Annotated in this window: 15 protein-coding genes; 9 read left to right on the top strand and 6 right to left on the bottom strand. The window is 62.2% G+C overall.

The window, feature by feature from the left end:
- Positions 1 to 14 precede the first annotated feature (14 nt).
- Positions 15 to 551 (top strand): carboxypeptidase regulatory-like domain-containing protein, encoded by a 537-nt coding sequence (locus SR908_RS10785; protein ID WP_246922353.1) that lies wholly within the window; start codon positions 15 to 17, stop codon positions 549 to 551.
- A gap of 105 nt (positions 552 to 656) precedes the next feature.
- On the opposite strand, the gene SR908_RS10790 is transcribed toward SR908_RS10785, so the two are convergent.
- Positions 657 to 779 carry a hypothetical protein gene (locus SR908_RS10790; RefSeq protein WP_257125191.1) on the bottom strand — a complete coding sequence of 41 codons (123 nt, stop codon included), beginning with the start codon at positions 777 to 779 and terminating at the stop codon, positions 657 to 659.
- A gap of 117 nt (positions 780 to 896) precedes the next feature.
- Between SR908_RS10790 and SR908_RS10795 the strand changes: the two genes are divergently transcribed.
- The gene (locus tag SR908_RS10795; RefSeq protein ID WP_040239830.1) at positions 897 to 1,652 is read left to right on the top strand and encodes a M15 family metallopeptidase; all 756 of its coding nucleotides are present in this window, start codon (positions 897 to 899) and stop codon (positions 1,650 to 1,652) included.
- Between the two features lie 139 nt (positions 1,653 to 1,791).
- Here the strand turns inward: SR908_RS10795 and hglS are convergent, their stop codons facing one another.
- Positions 1,792 to 3,159 carry a 2-oxoadipate dioxygenase/decarboxylase HglS gene (gene hglS, locus SR908_RS10800; RefSeq protein ID WP_246922350.1) on the bottom strand — a complete coding sequence of 456 codons (1,368 nt, stop codon included), beginning with the start codon at positions 3,157 to 3,159 and terminating at the stop codon, positions 1,792 to 1,794.
- 221 nt (positions 3,160 to 3,380) lie between these two features.
- Here hglS and SR908_RS10805 point away from each other — a divergent pair, with 221 nt between their 5' ends.
- On the top strand, positions 3,381 to 4,295 hold the full coding sequence (locus tag SR908_RS10805; protein ID WP_040239678.1) for a LysR substrate-binding domain-containing protein: 915 nt from the start codon (positions 3,381 to 3,383) through the stop codon (positions 4,293 to 4,295).
- Positions 4,296 to 4,346: 51 nt separating this feature from the next.
- Here SR908_RS10805 and gnd read toward each other — a convergent pair whose 3' ends face one another.
- From gnd to SR908_RS10820, 3 genes are all read right to left on the bottom strand, one after another.
- Positions 4,347 to 5,324: a phosphogluconate dehydrogenase (NAD(+)-dependent, decarboxylating) gene (gene gnd, locus SR908_RS10810; RefSeq protein ID WP_075369468.1), complete on the bottom strand. Its 978-nt coding sequence runs from the start codon at positions 5,322 to 5,324 to the stop codon at positions 4,347 to 4,349.
- Positions 5,325 to 5,449: 125 nt separating this feature from the next.
- Entirely contained in the window at positions 5,450 to 6,706 is a 1,257-nt protein-coding gene (locus SR908_RS10815) for a ribonucleotide-diphosphate reductase subunit beta (protein WP_246922347.1), read from the bottom strand.
- Between the two features lie 129 nt (positions 6,707 to 6,835).
- A complete protein-coding gene (locus SR908_RS10820; protein ID WP_246922345.1) occupies positions 6,836 to 9,769 on the bottom strand; it encodes a ribonucleoside-diphosphate reductase subunit alpha in 2,934 nt (977 codons plus the stop codon).
- A 544-nt stretch (positions 9,770 to 10,313) separates the two neighbouring features.
- Between SR908_RS10820 and SR908_RS10825 the strand changes: the two genes are divergently transcribed.
- The 3 genes from SR908_RS10825 to SR908_RS10835 are packed head-to-tail and all read left to right on the top strand — an operon-like array spanning position 10,314 to position 12,682.
- Positions 10,314 to 11,033: a response regulator gene (locus SR908_RS10825; RefSeq protein ID WP_075369471.1), complete on the top strand. Its 720-nt coding sequence runs from the start codon at positions 10,314 to 10,316 to the stop codon at positions 11,031 to 11,033.
- Between the two features lie 5 nt (positions 11,034 to 11,038).
- On the top strand, positions 11,039 to 11,947 hold the full coding sequence (locus tag SR908_RS10830) for a HAMP domain-containing protein (protein ID WP_322527348.1): 909 nt from the start codon (positions 11,039 to 11,041) through the stop codon (positions 11,945 to 11,947).
- Positions 11,948 to 11,950: 3 nt separating this feature from the next.
- Complete coding sequence (locus SR908_RS10835; RefSeq protein ID WP_322527349.1) at positions 11,951 to 12,682, top strand: sensor histidine kinase; 732 nt, start codon at positions 11,951 to 11,953, stop codon at positions 12,680 to 12,682.
- A gap of 67 nt (positions 12,683 to 12,749) precedes the next feature.
- Here SR908_RS10835 and SR908_RS10840 read toward each other — a convergent pair whose 3' ends face one another.
- On the bottom strand, positions 12,750 to 13,664 hold the full coding sequence (locus SR908_RS10840; RefSeq protein ID WP_246922340.1) for a LysR family transcriptional regulator: 915 nt from the start codon (positions 13,662 to 13,664) through the stop codon (positions 12,750 to 12,752).
- Between the two features lie 163 nt (positions 13,665 to 13,827).
- Here SR908_RS10840 and metE point away from each other — a divergent pair, with 163 nt between their 5' ends.
- From metE to SR908_RS10855, 3 genes are all read left to right on the top strand, one after another.
- Entirely contained in the window at positions 13,828 to 16,113 is a 2,286-nt protein-coding gene (gene metE, locus SR908_RS10845) for a 5-methyltetrahydropteroyltriglutamate--homocysteine S-methyltransferase (RefSeq protein WP_246922338.1), read from the top strand.
- Positions 16,114 to 16,295: 182 nt separating this feature from the next.
- Positions 16,296 to 17,084 (top strand): COG3650 family protein, encoded by a 789-nt coding sequence (locus SR908_RS10850; RefSeq protein WP_246922335.1) that lies wholly within the window; start codon positions 16,296 to 16,298, stop codon positions 17,082 to 17,084.
- A gap of 158 nt (positions 17,085 to 17,242) precedes the next feature.
- Positions 17,243 to 17,857 (top strand): FMN-dependent NADH-azoreductase, encoded by a 615-nt coding sequence (locus SR908_RS10855; protein WP_246922332.1) that lies wholly within the window; start codon positions 17,243 to 17,245, stop codon positions 17,855 to 17,857.
- The last annotated feature ends 1 nt before the right edge of the window (position 17,858 follow it).

Below are 17,858 nucleotides of genomic sequence, written 5' to 3' on the forward strand. Positions count from 1 at the left end.
AGGTGGCTCATGGAATGAGACATAGACGTACGGGATGGTGGCTGGCCCTGGTGGGGCTGGTGCTGAGTGGCTGTGAAATGTTGCCGACGGGTGGGCCGACACAGCCCGTCGATATCGAGGAAGCCGGCGAAGGCACGCCGTCGGGCACCGTCGAACGCCAGGTCGCGTTCCCCGCCGAGGAATACGCCAAGCTGGACAAGCAAGGCTCCGCCGTCGTCAAGGGGTGGTTGCGCTACACCTCATCGGCAGAGGGCACGTTGGTAGGCAAGAACGAAACCGTGTCGATTGCGCCGGCCACGCGTTATTCCGCCGAGGCTGCCGAAGCCGCGCTGGCGGGCAAGCGCATAGAGCCCGCGGACCCACGTGCCCGTGAATACACGCATTACGCCAAGACCAACGACAACGGCTATTTCGAGGCTACCGGTATCCCCGCAGGGGTCTTCTATGTGGCTGGAAGTGTGCGCCTGCCGGATGGTTCGCGCAGCCCGCTGATCTTGAAGCAAATCGAGATCGGCGATGGTCAGACGCGTGAGGTCGATCTGAGCCGATGACAAATGCGATACGTGGACCCGACCATGAACGCCCTGCCGCAAGGCAGGGCGTTCATGATTCGTTCCTTGCCCACGCAAGGGCGAGGCTTGACCCGATCACTGACGTCAGCTCGAGTGCGTGGGTGTCTTCTTGTAGTGTCCGGGCACCGTCACGCGCTCGCCATTGGGCAGATCGCGGACATAGGTGGGAACGTAGACACGTTTGATGACACTCTTGGCTTCCGCCATGATCCAGTCTCCTGTGAATTCAACGCCTTCACGCTACGCCGGTTGCGGATTGGAATCAATCTTATCCCCCATGGCCGTTCGTATGATGGCCACTTCTTGGAAACGAACCCCTTGAACGTGACTGATTCGACGCTTTGTCCCATCGAACCCATCGCCGAGCCGCCGTGGGAGGCGATCGCAGCCATTCCCATCGTCGACGAGGGCGGGGCGTTGCACCCGGTCAGCCTCGCCGCGCCGATGCTGCGCACCTTGCCCCTCTACCATGCCCTGGGGGTCCCCGGGGCGGTGCCCGAGTGCTGGGCGCGGGAGGCGGTCTATCGGCGGCTTCTCAAGGTGGCTCAGAGCCTGCCGGACGGCCTGGGGCTGGTGGTGCTGGATGCTTGGCGGCCCTATGTCGTGCAGCGTCATCTGTATGACACTCTGCTGGGAATGGTGGAAGCGCGCTACGCGGATCTCGACGAGGCGGACCTGCGGGCGATGACTCGGGCATTTGTCTCGCCGCCCAGCGATCGACCAGAGTGCCCTAGCCCGCATCTCACCGGTGGGGCGGTGGATGTAGCGCTATGCGATGCTGATGGGATGCTGCTGGAGATGGGCTCGGCATTCGATGAAGCGCGGCCCGCCTCGCATACCGTCTACTTCGAGCATCATGCCCATGACGCCGCGACGCGGACTTACCGTGATCGGCGGCGAGTGCTTTACCACGCCATGGTTGATGCCGGCTTCGCCAACCTGCCCAGCGAGTGGTGGCACTACAGCTACGGCGACCAGATGTGGGCCTGGTATCGCGGCGAATCCCGCGCACTGTTCGGGCCCAGCGGCCCCGATAGCCTGGAGGCTCGCTGGCGGCGTTCGCTGGGGCAGGACGCCTAGGCATTGTCTGAAAACTGTCTGCGCTCGGCCATACTGCGTTAAAAATCAGCTCAAAATGCTCATTTACACTCCGTAAACTCCGCCTTTTCGCTGATTTTTGCCTTGTCTGACCTTCGCTCGTCGACTTTTCAGACAGCGCCTAGCGGACTGGCGGGATGCCCAGAGACGTCAGGGCGGCATCCAGAGAACTCCGCTCGCGTTCGGCATAGAGCGTCAGCTCGTCGGTGACCGGCGCGCCCAGTGCCTCCTCGAAGGCTTCGCGATTGGCGTGACCGGCATAGGCCTCGCTATCGTCACCGCCGAGGTTCGATTGAAAGATGCCGGCCGCGCTGACCGGCAGGAAATCCTCGTAGGTGATCGGCCGGGCCGTGATCAGCCCCTGCTCGATCAACCGCTCGACCGCGGTCGCGGCGATCGCGCCGGCCTCGCGTCCCGCCTCGGTCGTCCGGTATTCGAAGAAAGCCAGGCCCTGACGGCGCAGTTCGGCCTCGCTATCCGGAAAATCGGCAAAGACCTCGGCCAGCACGCGCTGGTGCGCCTCGTTGCTCAGGCCGGCGGTGCGTCGGCGCGACTCGCCTAGCAGCCGGTCGTAGAGGGCGCGTCCCTTGGCCGTCAGCGCCACGCCGCGCTGTTCGATCTCGCCGAAGCGTGCGGTGTGGGTGCCCTGGCGATCGCCGGCGAAGCGGGTCGGCTCCTCCAGGGCCTTGAAGCTGGTCTGGCGCAGCAGGATCGGGCAGGCGCGACGCGGCGGACCTTCGATGACTTCCTTGGGGTTCATTCCCGCCGCCGGCATCCGCCGCTGGACCTCGTCGATGTCCAGGGTGCGCGGCGTCAGGTGATTGATATGTGGCCCGTGGAAGCAGACCACATCGGCGATCAGCCGATGCTCGGCATGCAGTGCCTCGTAGGTGTCCAGGTCCACGGTGGCGTCCTGGTGCCAGCGGAAGGTCTCCAGCGCCTCGGCCACGAAACGCTCGGCCTGCTCGTCGGTCAAGCCGCCCTGGCGTTCGCTGAGCTCGATCATTTCCCGGGCGCCGGGCGTGAAGATGTCGCGCTTGGCGAGGATACCGGCGGCACGCTCGCGCAGCTCGGTGCTTTCGATCAGTTCCAGGCGCAGCAAGGATGTGAAGACACGGAAGGGGTTGCGCGCCAGGGCCTCGTCGTCGATGGGCCGGAAGGCGGTGGAATGTACCGGCACGCCGGCTTCGGAGAGGTCGTAGTAGCCCACCGGGACCATGCCCATCACCGCGAACAACCGGCGCAGCATGGCGAGTTCCTCGGCACTGCCGACACGAATGGCACCGTGCCGCTCGACGCCGAGACGATTCAACTCATCATGAGCCTCGAGTCGCTCGGCCAGTTCGGGGTCGCGCTCGAGGGTCTCGCGGTTCACCTCCGCCACCAGCTCGAGCAGGGTTTCGTACTGCGGCACCTCGTCCTGATACATGGCCGACATGGCCTTGGAAAAACGGTCACGAATCTCGTGATGGGAAACGAGGGTTGTCATCGGAGGTACCTCTCAAGTCGAACAAGGGCCCAGCGCCGTTCGTGAGCGCGGTGTCCATTATGGAGGTGATGAGACCAGAGCCCCCATCGCATCGGCAAACGAAAAAAAGCGCGCTACCCATTCCTTTAACTCATGTATTACGCTTGAATGCTTTAAATAAAGCCTGGGGCATGAGATTTCAGCATGAGCGTTGCGAATTCATTCCGTTGCGGAGAAGACGCATGACGGCACGCCACCTGCCCTCGACCATCACCATGCAGTGCTTCGAGGCGGCTGCACGGCATATGAGTTTCACTCGTGCCGCCGACGAGCTGAGCATTACCCAGAGCGCCATCAGCAAGCAAGTGGCGCAACTCGAAGCGTACCTGCAGCACAAGCTATTCCGGCGTGTGCGCCGCACCCTGGTGCTGACGCCGGAGGGCGCGCTGTACCTTACTGAAGTACGCAAGATTCTGGCACGGATCGAGATGTCAGCGAACGCGATCATGAGCTACAGCGGGCAGGGCGAAGTGCTGCGGGTGGCCTGCCTGCCGACCTTCGGGGCCCGCTGGCTGGCCCGCCAGTTGCCCGATTTCCTGAACGCCAACCCGCACATCGACCTCAGCGTTAGCGACCATGTCGAGCCCTTCGACCTGGATCAAGCAGGTATCGACGTGGCCGTCTTCCACGGGCATGGTCGCTGGCCGAAACTGGAGTGCCACAAGTTGTTCGACGAGGAGGTGGTCGCGGTCGGCGCCCCCGAATTTCTAGCTCGTCAGCAGCCGGCGAGTGCCGCAGAGCTGGCCGAGTGCCGCCTGCTGCACCTCTCCACGCGCCCTGATGCCTGGCACCGCTGGTTCGCCGGCCAGGGAATCACCACCGAGCGCAGTTACCACGGCACTCGCTTCGAGACCTTCCAGATGCTGATCCGCACGGCGATGAGCGGCGGTGGTCTTGCCCTGGTGCCGCGTTTCTTCGTCGACACCGAGCTGGCCGAAGGCCGACTGTCTCTGGCCTGGCCGCACGTCCTCAAGGGACCCGACGCCTACTACCTGGTGCACCCCGAGCATCTCGGCGAACTCGTGCGTGTGCGCCGTTTCGTCACTCATGTGCTGACGTGTGCCGAGGTGGATGCGCCAGCCGGGGCGTTGCGCTAGTGCCTGCCGCCGGCGCTTCCGGCGGCAGGCTCCACGGCTTTCAATCAGCGCTCACTTCGGCGGTTCGACGTGGCCGCCGAAACCGAAGCGCATCGCTGAGAGCAAACGATTGGCGTAGGTGCTGTCCTTGCGCGAGTTGAAACGCGCGAACAGGGCGTTGGCTAGTACCGGGGTGGAGACGCCTTGCTCGACGGCGGCGTCGATGGTCCAGCGGCCTTCGCCACTGTCGGCGACGGCGCCGGAGTAATGATCGAGCTTGGGGTCGCCGGTCAGGGCCTGGGCGGTGAGGTCGAGCAGCCAGGATGAGACCACGCTGCCGCGACGCCAGACTTCGGCTACGTCGGCGAGGTTGAGATCGAAACGTTCGTCTTCCGGAAGGTCCGGCGATGACTTGCTCTGCATCAACTCGAAGCCTTCGGCGTAGGCTTGCATCAGGCCGTACTCGATCCCGTTGTGGACCATCTTCACGTAATGCCCGGCGCCTACCGGGCCGGCATGGATATAGCCACGCTCGGCGCTGTCATGCGGGGCGTTGCGGCCATGCGTGCGCTCCAGATTACCGTGACCGGGCGCCAGGGTATCGAACAGTGGATCGAGATGAGCGAAGATCTCTTGCTCGGCGCCGACCATCATGCAGTAGCCACGCTCCAATCCCCAAACGCCGCCCGAGGTGCCCACGTCCACGTAATGGATGCCCGTGAGCGCCAGCGCCTTGGCGCGGCGAATGTCGTCCTTGTAGAAGGTATTACCGCCGTCGATGATGATGTCGCCGGCGTCCATCCGCTCGGCCAAGGCATTGACCGTTTCCTCGGTGGGGTCGCCGGCAGGCAGCATGACCCACACCACGCGTGGCGTTTCCAGTTGATCCACCAGCGTCGCCAAGGAGTCCGCCGGGGCGGCACCGTCCTCGATCAACGCCGAGGCGATGGATTGATCGCGGTCATGGGCGACGACGTCGTGGCCGCCGCGCATCAAGCGTCGGGCGATATTGCCGCCCATGCGGCCGAGTCCGATGATACCGAGTTGCATGTTCTTACCTTTCGCGATGTCGGGTAGGGAGTGGGAACGGCGGCAAGCCTACCGATACCGAGTGCATGACGCAAAGCGGGCCATGTCGCATGACACGGCCCACTCGAAACCTTACATGTGAGGTGTCAATCCCAGCTCAGGGCGCCGCCGACCTGGTATTCCGTGACGCGCGTCTCGAAGAAGTTCTTCTCCTTGCGCAGGTCGATGATCTCGCTCATCCACGGGAAGGGGTTCTCCGCGCCGGGATACTGCTCCTTCAGGCCGATCTGCGCCAGGCGGCGGTTGCAGATGAAGTGCAGGTACTCCTCCATGATCGCGGCGTTCATGCCCAGCACGCCACGCGGCATGGAATCGCGCGCATAGGCGATTTCCAGTTCGGTGCCCTCGATGATCATCTGGGTGACCTCGTCCTGGAATTCGGGCGTCCAAAGGTGCGGATTCTCGATCTTGATCTGATTGATCATGTCGACGCCGAAGTTCAGGTGCATGGACTCGTCGCGGAGGATGTACTGGAACTGCTCGGCGACGCCGGTCATCTTGTTGCGCCGGCCCATGGAGAGGATCTGACTGAAGCCGCAATAGAAGAAGATGCCTTCCGTCACGCAGTAGAAGGCGATCAGATTGCGCAATAGCTCCTGATCGGTTTCCGGCGTGCCGGTGTGGAAGTCCGGACGCGCCAGAGACTGGGTGTGCTTGAGGCTCCACGCCGATTTGGCGGCGACCGAGGGCACCTCGCGATACATGTTGAAGACCTCGCCTTCATCCATGCCCAGCGATTCCACGCAGTACTGGTAAGCGTGAGTGTGAATCGCTTCCTCGAAAGCTTGGCGCAGCAGGTACTGGCGGCATTCGGGATTGGTGATCAGGCGATAAAGCGCCAGCACCAGGTTGTTGGCGACCAGCGAGTCGGCGGTCGAGAAATACCCCAGACTGCGCTCGACGATGCGACGCTCGTCCTCGGTCAGGCCGTCATTGCTTTTCCACAGCGCAATGTCGGCGTTCATGTTCACTTCCTGAGGCATCCAGTGATTGGCGCTGCCGTCCAGGTACTTCTGCCACGCCCACTCATACTTGAAGGGAACCAACTGGTTGAGGTCGGCGCGTGCATTGATCATCTTCTTGTCGTCGACCTCGATACGCGCCGCGCCCATTTCCAGCTCTTCCAGGCCGGCGGCGACATCAAGCTCGTCCAGGGACTTGCGGGCGCGCGCTAGCCGGTCTTCATCGGCCACCTGGTAGCGTGACGCGCTTTCGCGCACCTGCTCGGGTTCCGGTGCCGCGGGTTGCGCTGTCGGCTTGGCGGCCGGCGCGGGCTTTTGAGGCTCGGCGGCGGCACTCTCGCCATCAACCGTGTCTTCGTGAAAATCGTCCCAATTCAGCATGTTCTTCCTCGTTCCTCGGAGGTGGAAGATACAAGAAGGAAGCGCCTTTAGGGGCGGCAGAGGAGGGAAGCGTCATATTCTTCCCTCTTCAGCGGCGCGCAGCGCCGTCTTCCTTCTTCGTTCTTGAAGTTACTGGCAAGCCTCGCAGCCGAGCTCGTCGATATCGCCTGCCGAAGGCGCTCGCGAGCCGCTGCCACTCTTGCCGTTCAGGAAGTCGTCGATGCCGCGCGCCTCGCCGGAGGGGCCACTGGCCGCTGGGCTGGGTGCGCCGCTGGCGGCGGGCTGAGTCGACGGCGCCGCACCGCTATCGGCGTTGCCGACGGCATTGAGATTGCCACGATCGACGGTAGATTTTTCCACCGAGGTGGCGCCTAACGCGCGCAGGTAATAGGTGGTCTTGAGGCCACGGAACCAGGCCATGCGATAGGTGACGTCGAGCTTCTTGCCCGAAACGCCGGCGATGTAGAGGTTCAGCGACTGGGCCTGGTCGATCCACTTCTGGCGACGGGCGGCGGCCTCGACCAGCCACTTGGGTTCGACCTCGAAGGCACTGGCATAGCGGGCCTTGAGGTCGTCCGGCACACGGTCGATGGGCTGCACGGAGCCGTCGTAATACTTGAGGTCGTTGATCATGACCTCGTCCCACAGGCCGCGTTCCTTGAGGTCGTTGACCATGTAGGCGTTGACTACGGTGAACTCGCCGGAAAGGTTCGATTTGACGAACAGGTTCTGGTAGGTCGGCTCGATGGACTGCGTCACGCCACAGATGTTGGAGATCGTCGCGGTCGGTGCGATCGCCATGACGTTGGAGTTGCGCATTCCTTGGCTGGTGACCTTGTCGCGCAGACGCGCCCAATCTTGCGTGGTGGAGGTGTCTACCTCGATATAGTCGGCGCCGCGCTCTTCGGCCAGGTTCGCGATCGAGTCGATGGGCAATACGCCCTTGCTCCATAGCGAGCCTTCGAAGCTTTGATAGCGCCCACGCTCGGCGGCCAGATCGCTGGAGGCTTCGATGGCGTGATAGCTGATCAGCTCCATCGAGGTGTCGGAGAATTCAACGGCCTCTTGAGACGCATAGGCGATCCCACGCTTATAGAGTGCGTCCTGAAAGCCCATCAAGCCCAGCCCCACCGGGCGGTGCTTGAAGTTGGAGCGCTCTGCCTGCGGCACGGCGTAGTAGTTGATGTCGATGACGTTATCGAGCATGCGCACGGCCGTCTTGACGGTCTTCTTCAGCTTATCGCCGTCGAGTTCGCCGTCGACGATGTGCTGCGCCAGATTGACCGAGCCCAGGTTGCACACGGCGATTTCGTCCGCCGAGGTGTTGAGGGTGATCTCCGTGCACAAGTTGGAGCTATGCACGACGCCGGCATGGTTCTGCGGGCTGCGCAGGTTGCACGGGTCCTTGAAGGTGATCCACGGATGGCCAGTTTCGAACAGCATGGACAGCATCTTGCGCCACAAGTCCTTGGCCTTGACGCGCTTGAACAGTTTGAGCTGTCCGTTGCGAGTCATTTCCTCGTACTCGGTGTAGCGCTTCTCGAAGGCGGCGCCGTACAGGTCGTGTAGGTCGGGGCAGGTGGACGGCGAGAATAGCGTCCATTCTTCGTCGTCGAAGACCCGCTTCATGAACAGGTCCGGCACCCAGTTGGCGGTGTTCATGTCGTGGGTACGGCGGCGGTCGTCGCCGGTATTCTTGCGCAGTTCGAGAAACTCCTCGACGTCGAGATGCCAGGTCTCGAGATAGGCGCAGACCGCGCCCTTGCGCTTGCCACCCTGGTTGACGGCCACGGCGGTATCGTTCACCACCTTGAGGAACGGCACCACGCCTTGCGACTTGCCGTTGGTGCCCTTGATGTAGGAGCCCAGCGCGCGCACCGGGGTCCAGTCGTTGCCCAGGCCGCCGGCCCACTTGGAGAGCATGGCGTTGTCGCGAATCGCACCGTAGATGCCATCGAGCTGATCGGGCACGGTGGTGAGATAGCACGAAGAGAGCTGGCTCTTGACGGTGCCGGCGTTGAACAGCGTCGGCGTGGAGGCCATGTAATCGAAGCTCGAGAGCAGCTCGTAGAATTCGATGGCACGCGCTTCGCGATCGTCCTCGTTGAGCGCCAGGCCCATGGCGACACGCATGAACATTACCTGCGGGAGTTCGTAGCGGATGTCGTCATGGTGCAGAAAGTAGCGGTCGTAAAGCGTCTGCAGGCCGAGGTAGGTGAACTGGGCATCGCGGGTGTGATCCAGCGCTGCACCGAGGCGCTCGAGATCGAACTCGGCAAGCTGCGGATCGAGCTGGTCGAATGCGATGCCCTTGGCGATGTAGGCCTTGAAGGCCGGCGCGTAGAGGTCGGCCATTTCCTGGTAAGTCGCTTCGTCGACAATATCCAGGAAGGAGAGTGCCTCGCGACGCAGGTTGTCCTGCAAGAGTCGCGCGGTGGCGTAGGTATAGTTGGGCTCTTTTTCGACCAAGGTGCGCGCGGTCATCGTCAGCGCTTGCGATACACCATCGATGGAAACGCCGTCATAGAGATTCTTCAGCGACGCATCGACGATCTTCTGTGGCTCGACGTTGGTGAGCCCTTCGCAGGCGTCAAACACCAGTGTCTCGACCCGGCCCAGATCCAGTGGACGCACGGTGCCATCGGCCTGCGTGACGTTGAGGCTGGGGTGCGGTTTGGCGATATCGCCGTTCTGGGGCTGACGGGCACGGGCATGTTCTTCGCGGTACAGCACATAGGCGCGGGCGACTTTCTGCTCGCCGGCGCGCATCAGGGCCAGCTCGACTTGGTCCTGGATGTCTTCGATATGCAGGGTGCCGCCATCGGGCATACGACGCAGGAAGGTGTCGACGATGCTCTGGGTCGCCTCATGGACGAAGTCACGGATGCGTGACGATGCTGCGGCGTTATCGCCCTCGGTGGCGATGAATGCCTTGGTGATCGCCACCGAGATCTTGCTGCCATCAAAGGCCGCAACATCACCGCCTCGCTTGATGACACGCAGTCGCTGCGGCGCGGTGATGTCTACTGACGCCTTGTCAGGGGAAGAAAGAGTGGTATCCATGACGCCTTCCTGTCGTTACGGTCCAAGGGAAAAGGTGTCGCCGTTCATGTCGCATCGCGAGAAGTCGAACGTTATGGCGACGATGGCCGAATTAGCCGTCTTGTCTCGGCATTTTCGTGCCTGAAGAGGCCCATTCGGGACGAGCACGCGAAATACTGTGATCCCTAGATATGGGGTAGGTCTTGATGATGAGCACAAGATAGAGCTGTTTCGCGGGGGTCGCAAGTGGATAAGTTGTGGATAGTCTGTGTCTCTCTTGGGGGCTATTCTTGCGCTCCGTCAAGAAATCTATAACTCGCTGCCACGCGACGATTTTTCAATCAGCGTGGCGATCTCTATGATGCTCGACAGCTACTCGAGAGTGAATTCGGGTATCATCGCTTGCTATCCGCTATGGTAGGGAGTGGCGGCATGCACCCCTTTGTCGCACCGCTTATTCCGGCGGAGTCTCTCTGGATAGCGTGAAGAATACAAAATAAAGACGAACGGAACTCGCACGACAAGGCCGAAGGTAGGCAGGGCTTCATGGCATTAATGTAAAGGGATGGATGACAGCTTGGACAGCAGCAGACATCACGATCACGTCCTGATCATAGAGGACGACGAGCGGCTGGCGCATCTGACGCGGGAGTACCTCGAGGCGAATGAATTCCAGGTCGATCTGGAATACGACGGTGCACGTGCCGTGGAGCGTATTCTCGACGAGCAGCCGGATATGGTCATTCTCGACCTCATGTTGCCCGGCGAGGATGGTCTTTCCATTTGTCGACGCGTGCGTGCCCACTATGCCGGCCCCATTCTCATGTTGACCGCGCGTACCGACGACATGGACCAGGTGCTGGGGCTCGAAATGGGTGCCGACGACTATGTGCCCAAGCCGGTGCAGCCGCGCGTGCTACTGGCGCGCATGCGCGCCCTGTTGCGTCGTGCCGATGCTCTGGACGCCGCCAGCGGTGCTACCCGGCTGAACTTCGGCGACCTGCTCATCGATAGCGCCACGCGCGAAGCCTGGCTCAACGACGAGCGCATCGACTTGACCAGTGCCGAGTTCGACCTGTTGTGGCTGTTGGCCGGCAATGCCGGCCGTGTGCTGACCCGCGAGGAAATCTTTTCGCAGCTGCGGGGCATCAAGTATGACGGCCAGGATCGCTCGATCGATGTGCGGGTCTCGCGTATTCGGCCCAAGATCGGCGACGATCCCAACCAACCGCACCGGATCAAGACCGTGCGCAGTAAAGGGTATCTGTTCGTCAAGGATAGCTAACGTTGATGCGGCGAACCCTGTCGGACAGCACTTTCCTGCGCGTTTACGCCTTGTTGTTGCTGGCGTTGGTGCTGACATTCGGACTCGCATTGCTGGGGTACCTGGCGGTCGATCAGGTGCGCCAGGAGAATTACCGCGAACGCCTGGCGAGTGGCCCGATGCAGGTGCTTGCGCATCTGGCCGCCGAGCAACCGGCCGACGAGCGCGACGAATGGCTGGCATCGATGTCATCGACATTGGGCGTTCCCATGACGTTGCATTCCATCGATGACGTCTCGCTGAGTTATTTCGACCGATCGAGGCTCAACGAAGGACGTCCGCTGGTCGAGCGTCATGACGCGGCATGGTCGGTGCTGCGGCGTCTGCCGGATACATCTTGGCTGTTGGAAGTGCGTGTCGGTGGGCTCAAGGAGATGCAGTTACGCGGTGCGACCGAGGCGCTGCGAACGTGGCTCAGTGGCGTCTCGGAAGATGAGAGCGCCGAGCGTCTGGCTCGCCTTCAGCGTGTCTTCAAGATCCCGCTGGAGGTCTCGCCGACGCCCCCCACGGGTGTCGATCCTATCCAGCAGTCGCGCCTTGAGGGCGGGGAAGTCGTCGTGCGTCTCGAGCCAGGACTCGGCGTGTTGTATGTGCATGCGCGGCTGGGGGCGGATCGCTGGCTCAATATCGGCCCCATCCCGTCCTTCGAACCGATGCCTATCTCGTTGGCACTGGTCCTGTTGGGCATCATGTTGCTGGTGCTGGCGGGGACCATCTACTTCGTGGTGCGCGGTGTCGAGGGGCGTGTGGAGCGCCTTGAGCGTGCTGCCACACGCATCGCCGGGGGTAACCTGGATACCCGCGTCAAGGTCGAGAGCAACGACTTTCTCGGGCGGCTGGGGATGGCCTTCAACGGCATGGCAGCGCAGGTGTAATCGTTGTTGCGTACGCAGCAGGAAATGATCCGCGCCGTCTCTCATGAATTGCGCACTCCGGTAGCACGTATCCGTTTCGCGGTGCAGATGGTCGAAGACATGACCGAAGAACCCGTGGTGCGGCGCCAGTTGCAGGACATCGATGGGGATATCGAAGAGCTCGATCAACTCGTTGACGAGATTCTGACCTACGCCCGTCTGGGGAGTGACAGCGCCCAGGGCATCCAGCTCGCCACCGAGACCACCGACTGTCGTGCCATGGCCCATCGCGTGGTCGATACCTTGGCGCCGCTGCACGCGCATTTGCGCTTGGAGGTCTTGGAAGGCGAGGGTGTCGATGTCGAGGCCGATCCGCGTTATCTGCAGCGTGCGCTTTCCAATCTCGTGGCCAACGCCTGTCGCCATGCGGAAGGGCATATCCATGTGAGCGTAACGCGGGAAGCACGGGCCGTGCGGCTGGATGTCGAAGACGATGGCGCGGGGGTTCCCGAAGCCGACCGCTTGTTGATCTTCAAACCCTTCGCGCGTCTCGACGACAGTCGAACGCGGCGCTCAGGCGGTTATGGCTTGGGGCTCTCCATCGTACAGAAAATCATGGCCTGGCATGGCGGCAGCGTCGTGGTCGAACGCAGCCAACGGCTCGGCGGGGCGCGCTTCAGCCTGTTGCTGCCGACGCCGGATATGCTGCAGGGCGAGCCACGCCACGCGTGGGGACGCCGCATAGGCGATGCGTGACCGCTATCGCATTTGGCAGACTTGCATGCCGCAAGCGCTGGCGTGAAAGCGTGGCGACGAGAAGTGTCTACGCCGGCTTGATCCCCTCGAGTACCGAGAAGGAGGTCTCGCGCGCGGTGCGCAGGAAGTCCTCCATCCACGGCTCGTCACGGCTCTCCTCGCGAATCGCTGCGAACAGCGTGCTCCACACTCCCTGCTCGCCGAGATGCAGGGCGCGCACATAACCGCGCTCCAGGTACTCGGTGAGCGCCCAGTTGGGAAGTGCGCAGACCCCCCGGCCGCTGGCCACCAACTGCATCATCATGATCGTCAACTCGGCGGTGCGCACTTCGGCGGGCGTGAAACCCGCCGGGGTCAGGAACTGAGTGAAAACATCGAGGCGTGTGTGCTCCACCGGATAGGTGATCAATGTTTCGTGCGCCAGCTCTTCGGGGGTCACCCAGTCGCGGCGTGCCAGGGTGTGCTGCTTGCCCACCGCAAGTAGTCCTTCGTAGCGAAACAACGGCTCGTAATGAATGCCGGCCAACGGCTGGGGGTCGGCGGTGATCACCAAATCCAGCGACTCCCGCGCCAGCGACGGCAAGGCATCGAAACTGTAGCCGCTGGGAATGTCGACCTCGACTTCCGGCCAGTGATCGCGAAAGTGATCGATAGTCGGCATTAACCATTGAAAGCAGCTATGGCATTCGATGGCCATGTGCAAGCGCCCTTGTTCATGGCCGGCCAGGCGTGCCAGGTCGCGTTCCGCCATGCGGATCTGTGGCAGGATCTGTTCGGCCAGTGCGAGCAGGCGCTCGCCCGCCCGCGAAAAGGTGACCGGGCGCGTCTTGCGCTGAAACAGGGGGGTGTCCAGGCGCTCCTCGAGATCCTTGATCTGATGCGAGAGCGCCGATTGGGTGAGATGCACCCGTTCGGCGGCCTCGACGAGCGAGCCGGCGTCACGTAGTGCGATCAAGGTGCGGAGATGGCGAAGCTCGAGCATGATATATGAGAGCCGTTCATTTTGATGATTAGTTAATTTAGTTTGATTCACGCACTGCCGCCAGCGAGACTGCCTGCCAGCACATCACGGCGTCGCCGTGACCAAGAAGTCACTTATTACTGAAAGTCACTCATTCTAGCCGCATACCGCAAGAGGAAACACGATGGCGCTGGCACACATTCTGGGTTATCCGCGCATTGGCGCGAACCGTGAGTTGAAAAAGGCCGTCGAGGCCTACTGGAAAGGCGATATCGATCAGGCCACGCTCGAGGAGAGCGGCAAGGCGCTGCGTGCCGCGCATTGGCAAGCCAGCCGCGATGCGGGGCTCGATCTCGTGACCGTGGGCGACTTCGCTTTCTACGATCAGGTGCTCAACGTCAGCGCGCTGCTGGGTGCGGTGCCGCCGCGTTTCGGGGCCGTCGAAGGCGAGGTCGATCTTGATACGACGTTCCGCATGGCGCGTGGCCGAGCGCCTTCCGGCGAGCCAGCGGCGGCTTGTGAGATGACCAAGTATTTCGACACCAACTACCACTACCTGGTCCCCGAGCTGCATACCGATCAACGCTTCCGGGTGGCCTCTACGCGGTTGTTCGATGAAGTCGCCGAAGCCCAGGCCGAGGGGCATCCGGTCAAGGTGGCGTTATTGGGACCCATCAGTTGGTTGTGGCTGGCCAAGGAAAAAAGCGAAGGGCTCGACCGTCTGACCCTGCTCGATTCGCTGCTGCCGGTGTATGGCGAGGTCCTAGAGCGTTTGGCGGCGCAGGGCGTCGAATGGGTGCAACTCGATGAGCCGGCCCTGGTGCAGGACCTGCCCCGCGACTGGCGCCAGGCCTTCGAGGCCGCCTATAACAAGCTGCAATCCGCACGGGTCAAGCTGCTGGTGGCGACCTATTTTGGCGCCCTGGGCGACAACTTGGGCCTGGCCGCCGGATTGCCGGTTGCCGGACTGCACATCGATACGGTACGTGCGCCCGAACAGCTCGACGCCGTACTCGACCGTCTCCCCACCTATAAGGTGCTATCCATCGGCGCCATCGACGGGCGCAACATATGGCGCGCCGATCTGGCGGCACTGCGCGAGCGCTTGCAAGTGGCCCGCGCGCGCCTCGGTGAGCGCCTGTGGGTCTCGGCGTCTTGCTCGCTGTTGCACGTGCCGGTGGATCTCGAGGCGGAAACCGACCTCGATACCGAGCTCAAGAGCTGGCTGGCCTTCGCGCGGCAAAAGCTCGATGAAATCGTCACGCTGTCGCATTTGCTAGATGGTCGCGCCACACCGGAAGATACCGCGCGATTGGACGCCGCGACGGCGGCCCTGGAGGCACGCCGCAACTCCCCGCGCATTCACAAGCCTGCCGTGGGTGAACGGTTGTCTGGCGTCTCCGCCACCGACGCCGAGCGCCCGAGCCCTTACGGTGCACGTGCCAAGGCTCAGCTTCGTCATCTTGACCTGCCGTTGTTTCCGACCACCACGATCGGCTCGTTCCCGCAGACGCAGGACATCCGCGCCGCGCGCCGCGCCTTCAAGAATGGCGAATTGGACCGTGATGCCTACGAGGCCCGCATGCGCGAGGAGATCGCCCACGCTGTCGAGCGTCAGGAAGCACTGGATATCGATGTGCCGGTCCACGGCGAGCCCGAGCGTAACGACATGGTCGAGTATTTCGGCGAACTGCTGGATGGTTTTGCCTTCACACGCTTCGGCTGGGTGCAAAGTTACGGCTCGCGCTGCGTGAAACCGCCGGTAATCTTCGGTGATGTGAGTCGCCCGGGGCCGATGACGGTGCGCTGGAGCGAGTACGCGCAATCGCTCACCGACAAGCCCATGAAAGGCATGCTCACCGGCCCGGTGACGATCTTGCAGTGGTCCTTCGTGCGCGATGACCAGCCGCGCGATGCGACCTGTCGTCAGATTGCCTTGTCCCTGCGTGACGAAGTCGCCGATCTCGAAGCGGCGGGTATCAAGATCATCCAGATCGACGAGCCGGCACTGCGCGAAGGCCTACCGCTGCGTCAGGGCGAGTGGCAACGCTACCTCGACTGGGCGGTGGAAAGCTTCAAGTTGAGCGCGGCCGTCGCTCGCGACGAGACGCAGATCCACACGCACATGTGCTACTCGGAGTTCAACGACATCATCGCGGCGATTGCGGCGCTGGATGCCGACGTCATCACCATCGAGACGTCGCGTTCCGACATGGAGCTGCTCGACGCCTTCCAGGACTTCGCCTATCCCAACGAGATCGGCCCGGGCGTGTATGACATTCACTCGCCGAACATTCCCGAGGTGAAATGGATGGTGCAGTTGATGGAAAAAGCCGCCGAGAAGATCCCCGCCGAGCGGCTCTGGGTCAATCCAGACTGCGGTCTGAAGACACGCGGTTGGGCGGAGGTCGAGCCGGCATTGGCCAACATGGTCGATGCGGCCAAGGAGTTGCGTCGCCGCCACGGGTAAACCTCCCGCGTTGACGCCATGAACGCGCCGCCGAGCTACCGCTCGGCGGCGCGTTTCTTATGGTACCGGCGTTTCTCATGTCATGAGGACTGGTATGCTATCGGCCTTCATTGATTGATCGATATTGCATGCAACATGCCCCGCTGAAGTGGGGCGGGTCCTGACCAGCAAGGAGAAGCTGAATGTTCCCCACAATGTCTCGGCGTGCGCGGCACGTCTTGTCGGGTGTGGTATGCGTTGCCGTGTTGGGCGGCTGCGCGAGTACCGAGAAGCCGCCACAGGTGAGCGATGCCTCGGGGAGTGATTTCACACCGCCGCCGCGTCTCGATGCACCGGATGAGAACGAGGACGCTCCCAAGTCGCCGCTGCTGCCGAGCGCCTTCTTTGCCGATGGCGCGGAGGCATTCGTGTCCTGGCGTTGCACACCGGCACAGGATCTCATCTCGGCCTCGCCCGGAGACAACCTGCGGTTGTGGTCGGCGCAGGGGTACTATGGGCTCGAGCGTAGCGTGGTCGCGGAGGGCAAGCGCTATCGGAAAGGTACCCTGACGTTCGCCCAGCAGGGCGACGAGGCGCACGTCGAAAGCGACAATGGCCAGCTCGCCTGTCAACAAGAGACTCGTCGCGATGCGATCACGCGCGCCGATGCCCCGAGAGCGATCTTCAAGGGACAGGGCAACGAACCTGGATGGACGCTCGAGCTCGATCGCGAGACGCCGCAACTGACGCTGATCACGCAATACGGTGAGCAAAAGCGCACGCTGGATTATCGGGTCACGCGGCTCGACAACGGCCACCAGGCGGCCGTGACGCTAGAGGCTGGCGATGCCGATGCTCCGGTGACCGTCGAGCTCAAGGCACGGGCTTGTTTCGACAGCATGAGTGGCAAGCCGTACCCCGTTCGGGTTCGTGTCGAACAGGGCGATCAAACGCTGGTGGGCTGTGGCCAGGGCGTGGAACGTAACGGCTGAATGTCGGTCAACCTCGCCAGCCAAGAAAGCGGGGAGGTAGAAGAATTCGTTTTTGTAGAACGGTTCATGGGCTTTTTTGCGTTTTTCTTTTCAAAAAGGGCAACGAATAATAGCGCTATTCGCATTATTTGCTCTGAAACCAATGAAAGGACTTTCGCATGGCCGTTCGCAATATCTTGTTGGTGACCGCTTCCATCCTTGGTGAAAATGGCCAGTCACGTGCGCTGGCGACGCATTTCAAAGCGCAGCTCGGCGCGCGCGACGATATCCAACTCACCGAGCGCGATGTCGTGTCCCTCGACCTTCCGCATCTCGATGGCGCTGAAATGGCCAGTTGGATGACCGCTCCCGACGAGCGTGATGCGGCCCAGCATGAGCTGGCGGCGCGTTCCGAGACGTTGATCGAGGAAGTGCTGGCGCATGATCTGATCGTGTTGGCAGTACCGCTTTACAACCTCGGCATTCCGAGCCAGCTCAAGGCGTGGTTCGACCGTATCCTGCGGGCCGGCAAGACGTTCAAGTATACGGAAAATGGTCCGGTAGGCTTGATCGAAGGCAAGCGCGCACTGGTGCTCGCGGCACGCGGCGGCCAGTATGCTGGTACTGCGATGGATACTCAGACCGGCCATGTCAGCAGCCTGCTGGGCTTGATCGGCATTCGCGACATCGACTGGATCTACGCGGAAGGTCTCAACATGGGCGAGGGGGTACGTGACCAGGCCATGGGTGAAGCGCGTCAGGCGGTGGAGAATTACACGGCGGAGCGCCTCTGAC

The sequence above is a fragment of the Chromohalobacter canadensis genome (assembly GCF_034479555.1).
Classification (GTDB): Bacteria; Pseudomonadota; Gammaproteobacteria; order Pseudomonadales; family Halomonadaceae; genus Chromohalobacter; species Chromohalobacter canadensis.